The sequence below is a fragment of the Pararhodobacter zhoushanensis genome (assembly GCF_003990445.1).
Classification (GTDB): Bacteria; Pseudomonadota; Alphaproteobacteria; order Rhodobacterales; family Rhodobacteraceae; genus Pararhodobacter; species Pararhodobacter zhoushanensis.
The window spans coordinates 252,155-266,710 of record NZ_REEZ01000002.1 but is presented as its reverse complement, the minus strand read 5'-3'; the positions used below and the strand labels follow the sequence as shown (position 1 = coordinate 266,710).

The window sequence follows — 14,556 nt, the reverse complement described above, 5'->3', positions numbered from 1 at the left end:
GATGGTCGCGATCCCCAGCGAGGCCCCAATGCGCAGCGGTGACCGCTCCCCGCGCGCCCGCGCGATGCTGCTGGCGCTGGTGCTGCTACTGGCGGCCACCGGCGCGGCCTCATTGGCCGTGGGCGCGGCGGGGGTCTCGCCGCTGGCGGTGCTGGGTGACTGGCTGGCCGGGGCCGAGATCGCCATGCGTGAGCGGGTCATCCTGTTCGACATCCGCCTGCCGCGCCTGATCACCGGAATGCTGGTCGGAGCCTCGCTGGCGGTGTCGGGTGCCGTGCTGCAAGGGCTTTTTCGCAACCCGCTGGCCGACCCCGGCATCATCGGGGTCAGCGCCGGCGCCGGTCTGGGCGCGGTGTTTGCCATCGTTCTGGGCGGTTTGTTGCCCTTTGGCGGGCCGCATCTGGTGCCGCTGGCGGCCTTTGTCGGGGGCTGGGGCGTGACGATGCTGCTGTATGCTGTCTCGACCCGGGCCGGGCGCACCTCGGTCGCGACCATGCTGCTGGCCGGGATCGCGCTGGCGGCGCTGGCCGGGGCAGGCATGGGGGTGATGATTGCGCGCGCGGATGATGCGCAGCTGCGGGATCTGACCTTCTGGAACCTTGGCTCTTTGGCCGGGGCCAGCTGGGCCAAACTGGCTGTCGCCGCGCCGGTGATGCTGGCCGGTCTGGCCGCCGCGCCCTTCCTTGCCCGGGGCCTCAACGCCCTGTCGCTGGGCGAGGCGGCAGCGATGCATCTGGGCATCCGGGTGCAGCGGGTGAAAGCGCTGGCGGTGCTGTCGGTCGCGGCCTCGGTCGGGGCGGCGGTGGCGATTTCGGGCGGGATCGGCTTTGTCGGCATCGTCGTGCCGCATCTGCTGCGCCTTGCCATCGGGCCGGACCACCGCTTTTTGCTGCCCGGCTCGGCGCTGCTGGGGGCGGTGCTGCTGTTGGGGGCCGACATGATTTCCCGCGTGGTCGTCGCCCCGGCGGAGCTGCCCATCGGCATCGTCACCGCGCTGGCGGGCGCGCCGGTGTTCCTGTGGCTCTTGCTGCGCAAACGCGGATTGGTGGACCTGTGAGCATACTGCAAGCCCTTGATCTGGCGGTCTCTCTCAGCCGCAAGCCGATCCTGCACGGCGTTCATTTCAATGCCCGTGCCGGTCAGTTGACCTGCATCGTTGGCCCCAATGGCTCGGGCAAAACCACGCTGCTGCGGGCCCTCACGGGCGAGCTGCCCTATACCGGCCAGATCCTGCTGGACGGCACCGCCCTGAGTACCCAGCGCCCCGAAGCGCTGGCCGAGCGCCGCGCCGTGCTGCCGCAGGCGATGCCGCTGGCTTTCCCGTTTACCGTGCTCGAAGTGGTGCGGCTGGGCCTGACCGGCACTGCCGCGCTGGCCTCGGACGCCGCCGACCTGCCACGCCGCGCGTTGGAGCGGGTCGGGCTGAGCGGCTATGAGGGGCGGCTGTTCCAACAGCTGTCGGGCGGCGAGCAGCAACGCGCGCATCTGGCGCGGGTGCTGGTGCAGGTCTGGCGGCCCGTGGTCGCAGGCCAGCCGCGCTGGCTGTTTCTGGATGAGCCCGTCGCCTCGCTGGACATTGGCCATCAGCTGCAAATCATGCGGCTGGCGAAAGAGTTCGCGCAGGCGGGCGGCGGGGTCATTGCCGTGATGCACGACCTCAACCTGACCGCGATGACCGCCGATGCCGTCTGCCTGATGGAGGGCGGGCGCGTGCTGGCCCATGGCGCGGCGCGTGACGTGTTTACCGATTCCATCCTGAGCCGCGCCTATGGCTGCGCGCTCAAGGTGTCTACCCCGCCGCCCGATGGCGGCGTGTTCATCCTGCCGCAAGCTGCGGCCTGATCACCCAAAACGCCAGCGGTCCAGCCAGCGAAATCAACCGTAAGAGGGACCCATGTCACCCACCATCCGGCGCTTTGGCGCTGTCTCGACCCTTGCGCTGGCAACAGCGCTTGGCACCCCCGCCGCCGCCCAGACACCACAGGACAACAGCGTCTTCACCATGCTGGGCCGCATCATTCTGGGCGCGGGCCGCGCCCGTGTCGCCATCGACACGCCACAGGCTGTGACCGCGCTTGAGACCGACGACATCGAGCGCGAGCAAGCCTCGACGCTTGGCGATCTGCTGCGCGCCGTACCGGGGGCCGAGGCCTTTGGCGGCTCGGCGATGACCGGGCAGTTCCTGAACATCCGGGGCGTCGGCACGTCGACCTCGTCCGATGAGAACCGCATCATCGTCACTATCGACGGCGTGCAAAAATACTACGAGCAATACCGCGTCGGCTCGCATTTCGGCGAGCCTGAGCTTTATCGCCGCGTCGAAGTGCTGCGCGGGCCGGGCTCGTCGCTGCTGTATGGCGCGGGCGCAATCGGCGGCGTTGTTGCGTTCGAGACGCGCGATGCCTCGGACTTCCTGACCGACGAGTCCAACACCGCCCTGCGGCTGCGCGCGGGCGGCAATTCCAACGGTGAGGGCTATCTGGGCTCGGCCATTCTGGCGCACCGGTTCAACGAACGGGTCGAGATGCTGGCGGCGGTCACCACCCGGTCCGAGGGCGATGCCGATGCGGGCGACGGCTCGCTGATCACCGGCTCGAACATGCAGTCACGCTCGGTGCTGGTCAGCGGCACGATCCGGCTGTCGGACGAAAGCGAACAAAGGCTGCGCTTCTCGGCCTCGCGCTGGACTACCAGCGGCGAGCAGGTGCCCTATTCGGCCTATGGCAATTTCTCGATCTTCGGCAATATCGACCGCGACGTGACCGACGATTCCGCGCAGATCACCTGGGAAAACCCGGCTTCGGACAACCCATGGGTCGATGCGCGTGTGCAGCTGTCGTGGACGCAGTCGCGGGTCGTGCAAGAGAATGCGACGAATTATCCGGGCTATCCCTTTGCCCCGCCCTCGGGCCTGTGGCAGGATTCCGAATATGCCTATGAAGGTCTGGCGCTTGATGCGCGCAACACCTTCACGATGATGGGCGATACGTGGGAAAACTACCTGACCATCGGCGGCACCGTCGCCCAGCGTGACCGTGTCGCGGTGGTTGGTGGAACCGGCTATGCGTCACAGCCCGGCGGCACCAGCGACACCTGGGGCCTGTATCTGCAGAACGAGTTCATCCTGAACGACCGTCTGACCATCCTCGGTGCGCTGCGCTATGACCACACGCGGCTTGAGGCGACGTCAGGCGCCGATGCCAGTCTGCTCAACCAGCCGGTGACGCATGGCGGCACGGCTGCCTCGCTGGCGATGCACTATGACATCAACGATGCGTGGTCGGTCTTCGGCTCGCTGGCTGATACCACCCGCCTGCCCACGATCGACGAGGTCTTCGACAGCGCCGATCCCACCGCGACCAACCCGCTCGGGCTGCGCCCGGAACACGCGCGCACCATCGAACTGGGCTTCTCGTGGCAGGGGCGGGACGTGTTCATGGCTGGTGACGGGCTGGACCTGAAACTGACCGCGTTCAACAACCAGTTCCGCGACATGATCACCCGCACCGGCGGCGGCGTGCCGTTTACCAACATCGGTCGCGCACGCATCCGCGGGGTCGAGCTGGAAGCTTCGTATCAAAGCGAGCGCTGGTTCGGGCGCGTGGCCGCCAGCATGATCGACGGGGTGGATCAGACGACCGGTCGCGTGCTGGCCTCGACGCCGTCGCATCAGATCCTGCTGGAACTGGGCCACCGCCTGCCGGCGCAGAACCTCGAATTCGGCTGGCGCGGCACGTTCGCAGGCGGCATGGAAACCGCGTCGGGTGACACGGTGCCGGGTTACGGCGTGCACGATCTCTTCGTGACCTGGCGCCCCGACCAAGGCGCGTTGCGCGGGGTCGAGGTCCAGCTGGCGGTCAACAACGTCTTTGACCGTTACTATTACAACGCGCTGGATGTCGGCGGCTACGGCTATGCCTTCTCGAATCCACGATCGGGTCGCGACGTGCGCCTGACGTTGGGTCGTACCTTCAACTTCTGATCCCTCGGGTTGGGTACGAAGGGATTGTCCCGGGTCACACCGGGGCAATCCGCTTTGACAGCACCTCTGCTGTCTGGCGCACGACACCCGCGATCTGGGTGAGCTGCTGCGCTAACGGACTGGAATTGCGCCAGATCATGCCGATGGTGCGCTGTGGTTGCGGCTCGGGGAAGTGCGACACGGCGACATCGGCCGAGCGGGTCTCAACCGCCACCGCCATTTCCGGGATCAGCGTCACGCCGATACCCGCGCCCACCATCTGCACCAGCGTTGACAGCGACGAGCCGTCGAGCAACTCGCGGGGCAGGGTGCTTTGCAGGTTGCAAAAGCTCAGCGCCTGATCGCGAAAGCAATGCCCTTCTTCCAACAGCAACAAGCGCATCTCGCGCAGGCGCTCGGGGCTTGGCACCGGCTTGCCCGCGTCGCTGTCGGGGCGCACCAGCACGAAGCTTTCGGAAAACAGCGCCACCTCGGTCAGCGCGGGTTCCGAGACGGGCAGGGCGACGATGGCCGTGTCCAGACGCCCTTCGTGTAACTCGGTCAGCAGCTTGGGCGTCACCGTCTCGCGGATGTGGATGTCCAGATCGGCGTTGATCCGCGTCAGGTTGCCGATCAGCGCGGGCAGCAGATAGGGCGCGATGGTGGGAATCACCCCCAGCCGCAACCGCCCGGTCAAACGATCGCGTGAGGCGCGGGCGAGATCCTCCAGCTCTTCGACCGAGCGCAGGATTTCGCGCACCCGGATCGCGAAGCCCTCACCGAAGGCGGTCAGCCGGACCTGCCGCGCGCCACGCTCGAACAGTGGGGTGCCGAGGGATTCCTCCAACTCTTTGATCTGCATTGATAAAGCAGGCTGCGAGATCGCGCTGGCCTCGGCTGCACGGCCGAAATGGCCGTGGCGCGCGAGGGCCTCGAAATAGCGGAACTGCTTGAGTGTGAGGTTTGTCATAACTTCAGCTTATCGGGATGATCAGAAAATACAACTTAGACTAATCGCAGCTCTGCGCTAGGCTCTCTCTAACGGAGGCTTGGAGGAGTCGGCATTCCAGCACGACACCCGTCCCACCGCTCGATCTATCGGGCAGCGGGGCGGCTTCAGGCCTGCGCCTTAATTGCGACCCAGACAGGAGAGAGAGATGGATGGGAATACCGCGGGCAAATGCCCGGTCATGCATGGCAGCAACACGGTCAGCTCGAAATCGGTGACCGAGTGGTGGCCGAATGCGCTGAACCTCGACATCCTGCATCAGCACGATACCAAGACCAACCCGATGGGCGCTGCGTATAATTATCGCGAAGCCGTCAAGACGCTCGATTTCGACGCGCTCAAGGCCGATATGCGCAAGCTGATGACCGAAAGCCAGGACTGGTGGCCGGCGGACTGGGGCCATTACGGCGGACTGATGATCCGCCTGTCGTGGCACGCGGCAGGCTCGTACCGGCTGGCCGACGGGCGCGGCGGTGGCGGCACCGGCAACCAGCGCTTTGCGCCGCTGAACTCGTGGCCCGATAACGCCAGTCTGGACAAGGCGCGCCGCCTGCTGTGGCCACTCAAGAAGAAATACGGCAACAAGATCAGCTGGGCCGACCTCATGGTGCTGGCCGGGACCGTCGCCTATGACATGATGGGGCTGAAAACCTTTGGTTTCGGCTTTGGCCGCGCCGACATCTGGCACCCCGAGATCGACACCTACTGGGGTGCCGAAAAGGAGTGGCTGGCCCCCTCGGACGGCCGCTACGAGGACGTGTCCAAGCCCGACACGATGGAAAACCCCCTCGCCGCCGTGCAGATGGGCCTGATCTATGTGAACCCCGAAGGGGTGAACGGGAAATCCGACCCGATGGCGACCGCCGCGCAGGTGCGCGAGACCTTCGCGCGCATGGCGATGGATGACGAGGAAACCGTGGCGCTGACCGCCGGAGGTCACACCGTCGGCAAGACCCACGGCAACGGCGATGCCGCGCTGCTGGGGCCTGAGCCCGAAGCGGCTGGTCCCGAAATGCAGGGCATGGGCTGGGCGAACCCGCTGCAGAACGGCCATGCAAACCGCGCGGTGACCTCGGGGCTGGAAGGCGCGTGGACGACCAACCCGCTGGTCTTCGACATGGGCTATTTCGACATGCTCTTCGGTCACGAGTGGGAGCTGCGCAAGTCGCCCGCCGGTGCCATGCAATGGGAGCCTGTGACCATCGCTGAATCCGACAAGCCGCTTGATGCCTCGGACCCCAGCCAGCGCCACAACCCGATGATGACCGACGCCGATATGGCGATGAAGGTCGACCCGATCTACAACGCGATTTGCCGCAAGTTCATGGCTGATCCCGCGTATTTCAACGACGTCTTCGCCCGGGCGTGGTTCAAGCTGACCCACCGCGACATGGGGCCTAAAGCCAACTATATCGGCCCCGACGTGCCCGCCGAGGATCTGATTTGGCAGGATCCGATCCCCGCCGGTCCGACCGGCTATGACATCGCGGCGGTCAAATCCATGATCGCGGCCTCGGGTCTGAGCCTGTCGGACATGGTGACGACGGCCTGGGACAGCGCGCGGACCTACCGGCAATCGGACATGCGCGGTGGTGCCAATGGCGCGCGCATCCGTCTGGCACCGCAAAAGGACTGGGCGGGCAACGAGCCTGAGCGTCTGGCCCGCGTGTTGTCGGTGCTGCAACCGATCGCGGCACAGAGCGGCGCCTCCATCGCCGATGTCATCGTGCTGGCGGGCAACCTGGGCGTCGAGCAGGCGGCCAAGGCTGCTGGCTTCGAGGTGACCGTGCCGTTCAACCCCGGTCGTGGCGATGCGACGGCCGAGCAGACCGATGCCGACAGCTTCGACGCGTTGGAACCGCTGGCCGATGGCTATCGCAACTGGCTGAAGGCCGACTATGTGGTCAGCCCGGAAGAGCTGATGCTGGACCGCACGCAACTGATGGGGCTGACGGCTGCCGAAATGACGGTGCTGGTGGGCGGCATGCGCGCGATGGGCACCAACCACGGGGGCACCGCGCATGGGGTGTTCACCGACCGTGTGGGCACGCTGACGCCGGACTTCTTCACCACGCTGACCGACATGGCCTATACGTGGGTCAAGGCGGGTGATCACTACGAGATCCGCGAGCGCAAGACGGGCGCGGTCAAGTACACGGCGACGCGGATGGATCTGGTGTTCGGTTCGAACGCGATCCTGCGCGCCTATGCCGAGGTCTATGCTCAGGACGACAACACCCCGAAATTCGTTGAGGATTTCGTGGCGGCCTGGGCCAAGGTGATGAACGCCGACCGCTTCGATCTGGCCTGATCGACGCGACGAAACGACAGCGGGCGCGACCGAAAGGTCGCGCCCGTTTTCATACGGTGCATCAGGGCGTCAGCCCGAATATCCGCCGGTCTTGTGCCAGGTCCACGCGTCCTTGATCATCACCTTGAGCGACGACCGCGAAGGGTTCCAGCCCAGTTCATTCAGCGCGCGGTGCGAGCCCGATATGAGCGCCGCTGCATCGCCACCGCGACGCGGGCCAAAGCTGTGCGGCACCTTGTAACCCGTGGCCGCGCGGGCATGGCCGATCACTTCCCTGACGGTAAAGCCTGCGCCGGTGCCCAGATTGAACACCCGGCTTTCCTTGCCGTCCAGCAGCCACTCCAGCCCCAACACATGCGCCTCGACCAGATCCATCACATGAACATAATCGCGGATGCAGGTGCCATCGGGGGTGTCGTAATCGGTGCCATAGATCACCAGTTCGGGGCGCTGGCCGTCGATGGCTTCCAGCATCACCGGGATCAGATGCGTCTCGGGGCGGTGGCATTCGCCGATCTCGCCCTCGGGGTCGGCACCCGCCACGTTGAAATAGCGAAAGATCACGTGGTTCAGGCCTGAGGCTGTGCCAAAATCGCGCAGCATCTCTTCGACCGCCTTCTTGGACGACCCATAGGCGTTGATCGGTTGCTGCGCGCTGTCTTCATCCAGCAGAACGCCGTCCTGCTCGCCATAGGTGGCGCAGGTTGACGAGAACACGAAATCCCTGACCCCCGCTGCCACAGTGGCCTCGATCAGCGTCAAAGACCCCATGACGTTGTTGCGCCAGTATTTACCCGGGTCGGACATCGCCTCGCCGATTTCGCTGAAAGCGGCGAAATGCATGACGGCAACGGGATCGTAGGCCGCAAACGCAGCATCCAGTGCGGCACGATCGTTCAGGTCGCCTTGAATGAAGGGGCCGTATTTTACCGCCTGTGCCCAGCCGGTCGATAGATTGTCATAGCAAACCGGCACATAACCGCGTGCCGCCAGAACCTTGCAGGCGTGCGAGCCGATATAGCCCGCACCCCCGGTGACCAGGACGTGTCTCACCGCCTCAGTCATTTTTCAGCCAATCTCGGCCTCGCGCTTTTGCAGTCTGTCGCGGATCAGGTCGTAGAACTTGTCGCGGAACTCGTCATGATCCAGAGCGTGGTCCACAATCGCGGTCAGGTAGCCCATCTTCGAGCCACAATCATAGCGCGTTGCGGTCATTTCCATCGCTGCAACCTTGCCTTGGGCGGCGAGGATGTCGATGGCGTCGGCCAGCTGGATCTCATTGCCGGCGCCGGGCTTGAGCGTGCGCAGGATGTCGAAGATCTCGGCGTTGAAGACATACCGGCCCATCGAGGCCAGATGCGACGGCGCATCCTCAAGCTTGGGCTTCTCGATCAGACCGGCAACGGTGACACGCCCGTCCGGGCCGACAGGGCCGGGTTTGACGATGCCGTATTTATGCACGACGTCAGGCTCAACCTCGGTCACGCAAAGATAGTTGGTCGGGTTCGCGTCATAGGCGGCGACCATCTCAGACGTGGGCAGGCTGGGACCCTTCATCAGGTCATCGGCCAGCAGCACGACAAACGGGGCATCGCCCACGGCAGGGGCGGCGCACAGAACGGCGTCGCCCAGGCCCTTGGGTTCGGGCTGGCGGATGAAGATGCAGTTGACGCCCTGCGGCACGATGTTGCGCACCATGTCGCGCTCGGCGTGCTTGCCCTTCTGGGTCAGCTGGAACTCCAGCTCGAGGTTGGCGTCAAAGTGGTCGCCAATGGCGCGCTTGGGGCGGCCGGTCACAAAAATGATGTCCGTAATCCCGGCGGCGATCGCCTCTTCAACAGCGTATTGGATGATAGGGCGGTCGATAATCGGCAGCAGTTCTTTCGGCATCGCTTTGGTCGCCGGCAAAAAACGCGTGCCCAAGCCTGCTACAGGAAAAACAGCTTTCTTGATCTTCGTCATAATATCCAACGGTTCCTTTGGAACGTGCAGTAACACTGTACCACTTCTAAAGGAGGACACACGCAACACAACCGGGAAAACGGGTTCAGGCCCGGCTTCACCCGTGGCGCGCTGCGCTGCGCGCAAGAAAACGCCGAACTCAACGCAGAATTCTGCCGCTCAGGCTGGCCGCGCCGTGGCGTTCACTCGACCCTGCGGGCCGGGTTGAGGACAACCAGAACCCACTCGAGCACGACAAACCCTGCAATGGTGGCAAAGGTGGCGCGGAACGCCAGTTCCCAGCCCGCACGGCTTACCGTGTCGGCCGAAAGCGCCCCTGACAGGATCGCCCCGGCGTCGCTGCCCGATGGCGCTACGGCAAACAGCACAAAGGCAGTCAGCGCCGTGCCGACCACCGCGCCGATCGAGCGCGCGAAGGTGATCGCGCCAATCGCGCGGCCGCGGATTTCATCGGCAGCGGTGACCTGCACCACGGTGTTGAGCACCGGCATCACCCAGCCAAATGTCAGGCCGATAAGCAGGTAATTTGCCATCAGCGCCGGGCGGCTCAGCTCGGCCCCATAGAACGCCAGAAACATCAGGGCGGCGACCGAAACGGGCAGGCTGAGGCTGGGAAACAGCACAGTGCGCCCCGTTATGGTGACAAGATTCCCGGCGATGATACCGGCGACGCCAAAAGCGACGGTCAGTGCCAGCATCGTCGTGGCGGTGACAAACGCCCCATCGGTGCGCAGGATCGCGTGAAACAGCGGGATTGTGGTGACCAGCGAGACCAGCGCCGCTCCGTGGCAAAAGATCGCCAGACTGGCGCGGTTCAGCGCCGGGGTTTTGAAGATCACCGCCGGGAACAACGCGTTCGCCGCGCGGCGTTGCGAGCTGAGCAGGCCGAAGATACCCGCCGCGGCTGCAACCGCGGCCAGCCCGGCCCAAAGCCGCAGGCCGGGCACCGAGACCATCTCGATCGCGCCGGTCAGGCCCGTGACCAGCAGGACCAGCGACAGGAAGCCTTGCAGATCAAAGCGACCGGCGGCAGCGGCGCGCCGGGGGATCTTGGTGCGCAGCAGCACGGTGATCGCCAGCAATGCCAGCGGAATGGTCACCAGAAACAGGCTGCGCCAGCCGAAGGTCACCACCAGAACGCCCGCCACCAGCGGCCCGGCGGTCGAGGCGAGCACGCTGATCGCCGCGATATTGCCTTGCGCACGGCCCCGGTCGCGCGGGGCCACCACATCGCCGATCAGCGCCTGACTGAGGGACATCAGCCCGCCGCCGCCCAACCCCTGCAACAGCCGCGCCGAGGCCAGCACCGGGAAATTCCACGCCATCGCCGCCAAGGCGGTTCCGGCGATATAGACGCACAGCGCGATCAGCAGCATCCGCGCGCGCCCGTAACTGTCGCCCAGCACTCCATAGACCGGCCCGGCGATGGTCAGCGCGATCATATAGCCCATCACCAGCCACGGCAGCCGCCGCACTTCGCCCAGATCGGCCCCGATATTGGGCAGCGCGACCGAGACCATGGTCTGATTGGCAATGGCCAGAAACGCCGGGATCGCGATCAGCGGCAGCAAGGAGAGGGGAGAGCGGTAGATCGGGGTGTCGGGCACAGGGGACGCATCCGCGGGCATGGAAAAAGGCGCCGTCCCGAGGGGCGGCGCCTTTCTTTAACGCGTTAAGCGTCTCAGGTGAAGCACTTCTCGATACGGTCGAGCGTGCGCATCGCATCCAGCACCTGATGGACCGAGCCATTCGGCTCGCGGCCTTCTTCGATTGCGGCGATGAACTCGCGGTCGATCAGCTCGATCCCGTTGTTCGACACCGCGACGCCGGTCAGGTCGATCGGCTGTTCCTTGCCGTCGAACAGATCGTCATAGCGCGCCAGATAGGTGCCGTTGTCGCAGATGTAGCGGAAGAACGTGCCGAACGGGCCATCGTTGTTGAACGACAGCGACAGCGTGCAGATCGCGCCCGAGGGCACTTTCATGCCGATGGACATGTCCATCGCGATGCCCAGCTCGGGATGATGGGGGCCTTCCAGCCCGTAGCACTCGCTGACCACTTCGCCGGTCTGATACTGGAACAGATCGACGGTGTGGCAGGCGTGGTGCCAGAGCAGATGGTCGGTCCAGCTGCGCGGCTCGCCCTTGGCGTTCATGTTCGAACGGCGGAAGAAATAGGTCTGGACGTCCATCTGCTGGACCTTCAGTTCCCCCGCTGCGATCTTGTTCTTGATCCACTGGTGCGACGGGTTGTAGCGGCGGACCTGACCGGCCATCGCCAGCACGCCCGTTTCCTTCTGCACGCGGCAGATCTCTTCGCTTTCCGCGACGCTGTCGGCCATCGGGATCTCGATCAACACCGGCTTGCCCGCCTTCATGCAGGCAATCGCCTGCTCGGCATGCAGCTGGGTCGGCGTGGCCAGAATCACCGCATCGACATCGTCGCGCGCCAGGCACTCGGCCAGGTCGGTCGCGGCGTGGCCGATGCCGCGATCTGCGGCCAGCTTGTCGATCTTTTCACGGGTCGGGCCCATGACCGAGGTCACGGTCACACCCTCAATGGCACTCAGCGCATCAAGGTGCTTGATCCCGAAGGCGCCATAAGCGCCGGCGACACAAATTCGCATCGGTTCCCCCCTTTAGGCGTTCTTGTTCTCAAGGATGATGTGGCCCACAGCCGTGTTCGAGGCCGGGACGTGGTAGTGACGATGCACTTCGACGACGTCGTCGTCCAGCGCGCCGCGCATCACGTGCCACATGACCATCTCGACGCCTTCCGAGCCTGCCTCACGCAGATAGTCAACGTGCGGCATCTTCGACAGACCGACCGGGTCCGAGGTCAGCTTGTCCAGGAACATGGTGTCGAATTCGGGGTTGATCAGACCGGCGCGCTTGTATTGCAGCTGGTGCGACATGCCGCCCGTGCCAAAGATCACGACGTTCAGGTCTTCGGGGAAGCTTTCGACAGCGCGGCGGATCGCCTTGCCCAGATTGTAGCAACGGTTGCCGGTCGGCGCGGGGTATTGCACCACGTTCACGGCCAGCGGGATCACCAGAACGCCCCAGTCATCTTCGGGCTTCTTGTCGCCATACATGACGCTGAGCGGCACGGTCAGGCCGTGGTCGACTTCCATCTCGTTCATGATGGTCAGGTCGAATTCGTCCAGAATCAGCGACTGGGCGATGTGGCTTGCCATTTTCTGGTGGTTCTTCACCACCGGCACCGGACGCGGGCCGTAACCCTCATCGGCGGGGGTGAAGGTGGCCGCAGCCCCCAGCGCGAAGGTCGGAATGCACGAGGCATCGAACGCCGTGCAATGGTCGTTATAGACTAGGAAGACCACGTCAGGCTTCTTCTCGGCCATCCATTTGCGCGAGAATTCAAAGCCTTTGAACACCGGCTGCCAATAGGGCTGGTCGGTGATCCCGGTGTCCATGGCAACCCCGATCGCGGGGACGTGCGAGACCCCGACGCCTGCAGTAATGCGAGCCATTATTCTTCTCCCCACTCGGATTTATAGCGGTTGCCTTCGATGGAGCGGCCCCCGTTCAGCATCATCTCGCGATAGGATTCGACACCCATCCCGGTCATCAGACCCGCAAGGTTCTGAAAGTTGATGCCGTCATTCGCCGCCAGCTTGGACGTGTAATAGACGTTGCCGCCCAGCTCGAGCAGGCGGTTCCACTGGCGCTTGAGCACGGCTTCGCGCTGTTCGGGCGTCATGGGGAAGCCGTCGAGATAGGCTTCTTCATTCGCGTTGAACGCGTCGCGGTTCTTTTGCAGACGCAGCGTGATGCAGAACTGGTTCAGATGATATCCTTCGCGCGAACGGTCGGCGTCAAAGACGAACGTTCCGGGGATATCCTCATAGTCCTTTTTCATTGGTGGCTCTCCCGATTATCGTGATGCTCCGAACCTTCGCGCAGGGGCGCGGGCGGGCAGGCGATCACGAGATGTATACATTGAAGCCGCCCTGCGACACAATTGAATCGCGCCGCCTTGCATTGAAAAAAGCTATTCGGGCGGCAGGTTTTCGCCAGCCCCCGCCGGGCTGCACTGGCGCAAAAGCGCCAGAAACCGGGCCTGCGTGTCGGTCGGACGCCAGCTGGTGCGATACGTCAGACCTATCGTGCGCAGGTCATTTGTCAACGGTACGTTGAGCGGGACGATATGACCGGCGCGTTCCTCTTCGCTGATCTGATGGCGCGAGACGATAGAGATATAGTCGCCTTCCGCCAGAATGCCGCGCAGGAACACCAAGGACGACGACACCACCCGCACGGGCGTGCGCGGGCGTTGGTCAATGCGCAGGGTTTCAAACAGATAGGTGCCCGCAGGCGTGTTCTTGGGCGGCGCAACCCAGGGGTACGCGAGGGTGTCTTCAAGGCTGATCTCGGCCCGGCCTGCCAGCGGATGGCTGGGATGGGCAACGATGGCCAGCGCGTCGTCAAACAGCGGCTCTTGCGTCACATCCTCGGCGGGCAGCGGGTTGCGCAGCGCGCCGATCAGGCAGTCCAGATCCCCTTCGCGCAGCGAGCGCAGCAGCGCGTCGTAGCGCCCGTCGACCACCTGCACCTGCACACCCTGCGTCGCGCTGATCAGCGCATGCGTGGCGCGCGGCACGATCAGCGTGCGCGCCATGGGCAGCGAGCCGAGCAGGAACGTGCCGCGATCATCGCCCATCTCGCGGCCGATTTCCTCGAACCCCTGCCGGATTTCGGCCTGCGCCAGCTTGGCACCCAGCACAAAGGCCTGCGCAGCGGTGGTCAGCTCGACGCCCGAGGCCGTGGTCAGGAAGAACGGCACGCCCGCCACGTCCTCAAGGCTGCGCGCGGCGCGGTGGACGGTGGGTTGCGACAGGCCCAGGGACTGCGCGGCGACGGTGAAGCTGCCGGTTCCGGCCACGGCAATGAGGGCGCGCAATTGGGCGGCGGTGATCAGATGATCAAACGACGCGCGCTTGCCGCCCGTATCGCGCGCGCCGCGCAGGGCCATCCGCGCGCCGGTGTTGAGGTGATCCAGTGCCGCCTCGACCCGCCGGACGAACAGCGCACCGCAGGCCGTGGTGCCAAAGCGCCGCGTGCGCCGTACCAGCAGGGGCGCGCCCACGTCCCGCTCCAGCCGGGCGATGGCCTGCGTGGCGGCGGGTTGCGACAGCAAACACCGTTCCGCCGCCGCCGAGACCGACCCGGTGCGCGCCGTCTCCAGAAACACGCGCATGTGGCGCAGGTTCGGCAAGCTGTCAGCCATTTGACACCTGAATAGCGAAAACTTATTTTACGGCCTTGGTTTGAAATAGGCAAACTGTGTTCA

Annotated in this window: 12 protein-coding genes; 4 read left to right on the top strand and 8 right to left on the bottom strand. The window is 64.8% G+C overall.

What is annotated here, in order from left to right; all coding sequences use genetic code 11:
• Nucleotide 1: 1 nt before the first annotated feature.
• From EAE28_RS05965 to EAE28_RS05955, 3 genes are read left to right on the top strand one after another with little or no spacing between them, the layout of a single operon-like run.
• Complete coding sequence (locus tag EAE28_RS05965; RefSeq protein WP_127104920.1) at nt 2-1,057, top strand: FecCD family ABC transporter permease; 1,056 nt, start codon at nt 2-4, stop codon at nt 1,055-1,057.
• A 2-nt stretch (nt 1,058-1,059) separates the two neighbouring features.
• The gene (locus EAE28_RS05960) at nt 1,060-1,842 is read left to right on the top strand and encodes a heme ABC transporter ATP-binding protein (protein WP_127105322.1); all 783 of its coding nucleotides are present in this window, start codon (nt 1,060-1,062) and stop codon (nt 1,840-1,842) included.
• 52 nt (nt 1,843-1,894) lie between these two features.
• Nucleotides 1,895-3,982, top strand: coding sequence for a TonB-dependent receptor domain-containing protein (locus tag EAE28_RS05955; RefSeq protein WP_127104919.1), 2,088 nt, complete (start codon nt 1,895-1,897; stop codon nt 3,980-3,982).
• Nucleotides 3,983-4,016: 34 nt separating this feature from the next.
• On the opposite strand, the gene EAE28_RS05950 is transcribed toward EAE28_RS05955, so the two are convergent.
• A complete protein-coding gene (locus EAE28_RS05950; RefSeq protein WP_127104918.1) occupies nt 4,017-4,931 on the bottom strand; it encodes a hydrogen peroxide-inducible genes activator in 915 nt (304 codons plus the stop codon).
• A gap of 187 nt (nt 4,932-5,118) precedes the next feature.
• On the opposite strand from EAE28_RS05950, the gene katG reads away from it, so the two are divergent.
• Nucleotides 5,119-7,281 (top strand): catalase/peroxidase HPI, encoded by a 2,163-nt coding sequence (katG, locus tag EAE28_RS05945; RefSeq protein WP_127104917.1) that lies wholly within the window; start codon nt 5,119-5,121, stop codon nt 7,279-7,281.
• 69 nt (nt 7,282-7,350) lie between these two features.
• On the opposite strand, the gene galE is transcribed toward katG, so the two are convergent.
• From galE to EAE28_RS05910, 7 genes are all read right to left on the bottom strand, one after another.
• The gene (gene galE, locus EAE28_RS05940) at nt 7,351-8,334 is read right to left on the bottom strand and encodes a UDP-glucose 4-epimerase GalE (protein WP_127104916.1); all 984 of its coding nucleotides are present in this window, start codon (nt 8,332-8,334) and stop codon (nt 7,351-7,353) included.
• 15 nt (nt 8,335-8,349) lie between these two features.
• Nucleotides 8,350-9,243 (bottom strand): UTP--glucose-1-phosphate uridylyltransferase GalU, encoded by an 894-nt coding sequence (gene galU / locus EAE28_RS05935; RefSeq protein ID WP_127104915.1) that lies wholly within the window; start codon nt 9,241-9,243, stop codon nt 8,350-8,352.
• A gap of 182 nt (nt 9,244-9,425) precedes the next feature.
• Entirely contained in the window at nt 9,426-10,850 is a 1,425-nt protein-coding gene (locus tag EAE28_RS05930; RefSeq protein ID WP_164736558.1) for an MFS transporter, read from the bottom strand.
• A gap of 74 nt (nt 10,851-10,924) precedes the next feature.
• Entirely contained in the window at nt 10,925-11,869 is a 945-nt protein-coding gene (locus tag EAE28_RS05925; RefSeq protein WP_127104913.1) for a Gfo/Idh/MocA family oxidoreductase, read from the bottom strand.
• 12 nt (nt 11,870-11,881) lie between these two features.
• The gene (locus EAE28_RS05920; RefSeq protein WP_127104912.1) at nt 11,882-12,736 is read right to left on the bottom strand and encodes a class III extradiol dioxygenase subunit beta; all 855 of its coding nucleotides are present in this window, start codon (nt 12,734-12,736) and stop codon (nt 11,882-11,884) included.
• Entirely contained in the window at nt 12,736-13,125 is a 390-nt protein-coding gene (ligA, locus tag EAE28_RS05915) for a protocatechuate 4,5-dioxygenase subunit alpha (RefSeq protein ID WP_127104911.1), read from the bottom strand. Before ligA ends, EAE28_RS05920 begins: the two co-directional genes overlap by 1 nt.
• A gap of 132 nt (nt 13,126-13,257) precedes the next feature.
• The gene (locus EAE28_RS05910; RefSeq protein ID WP_127104910.1) at nt 13,258-14,493 is read right to left on the bottom strand and encodes a LysR family transcriptional regulator; all 1,236 of its coding nucleotides are present in this window, start codon (nt 14,491-14,493) and stop codon (nt 13,258-13,260) included.
• Nucleotides 14,494-14,556 lie beyond the last annotated feature (63 nt).

Bases quoted from the DNA above. Each gene is read 5' to 3' on its own strand.
- EAE28_RS05965 (WP_127104920.1), top strand. From the start codon at position 2: ATGGTCGCGATCCCCAGCGAGGCCCCAATGCGCAGCGGTGACCGCTCC.
- EAE28_RS05955 (WP_127104919.1), top strand. From the start codon at position 1,895: ATGTCACCCACCATCCGGCGCTTTGGCGCTGTCTCGACCCTTGCGCTG.
- EAE28_RS05950 (WP_127104918.1), bottom strand. From the start codon at position 4,931: ATGACAAACCTCACACTCAAGCAGTTCCGCTATTTCGAGGCCCTCGCG.
- katG (WP_127104917.1), top strand. From the start codon at position 5,119: ATGGATGGGAATACCGCGGGCAAATGCCCGGTCATGCATGGCAGCAAC.
- galU (WP_127104915.1), bottom strand. From the start codon at position 9,243: ATGACGAAGATCAAGAAAGCTGTTTTTCCTGTAGCAGGCTTGGGCACG.
- EAE28_RS05925 (WP_127104913.1), bottom strand. From the start codon at position 11,869: ATGCGAATTTGTGTCGCCGGCGCTTATGGCGCCTTCGGGATCAAGCAC.
- EAE28_RS05920 (WP_127104912.1), bottom strand. From the start codon at position 12,736: ATGGCTCGCATTACTGCAGGCGTCGGGGTCTCGCACGTCCCCGCGATC.
- ligA (WP_127104911.1), bottom strand. From the start codon at position 13,125: ATGAAAAAGGACTATGAGGATATCCCCGGAACGTTCGTCTTTGACGCC.
- EAE28_RS05910 (WP_127104910.1), bottom strand. From the start codon at position 14,493: ATGGCTGACAGCTTGCCGAACCTGCGCCACATGCGCGTGTTTCTGGAG.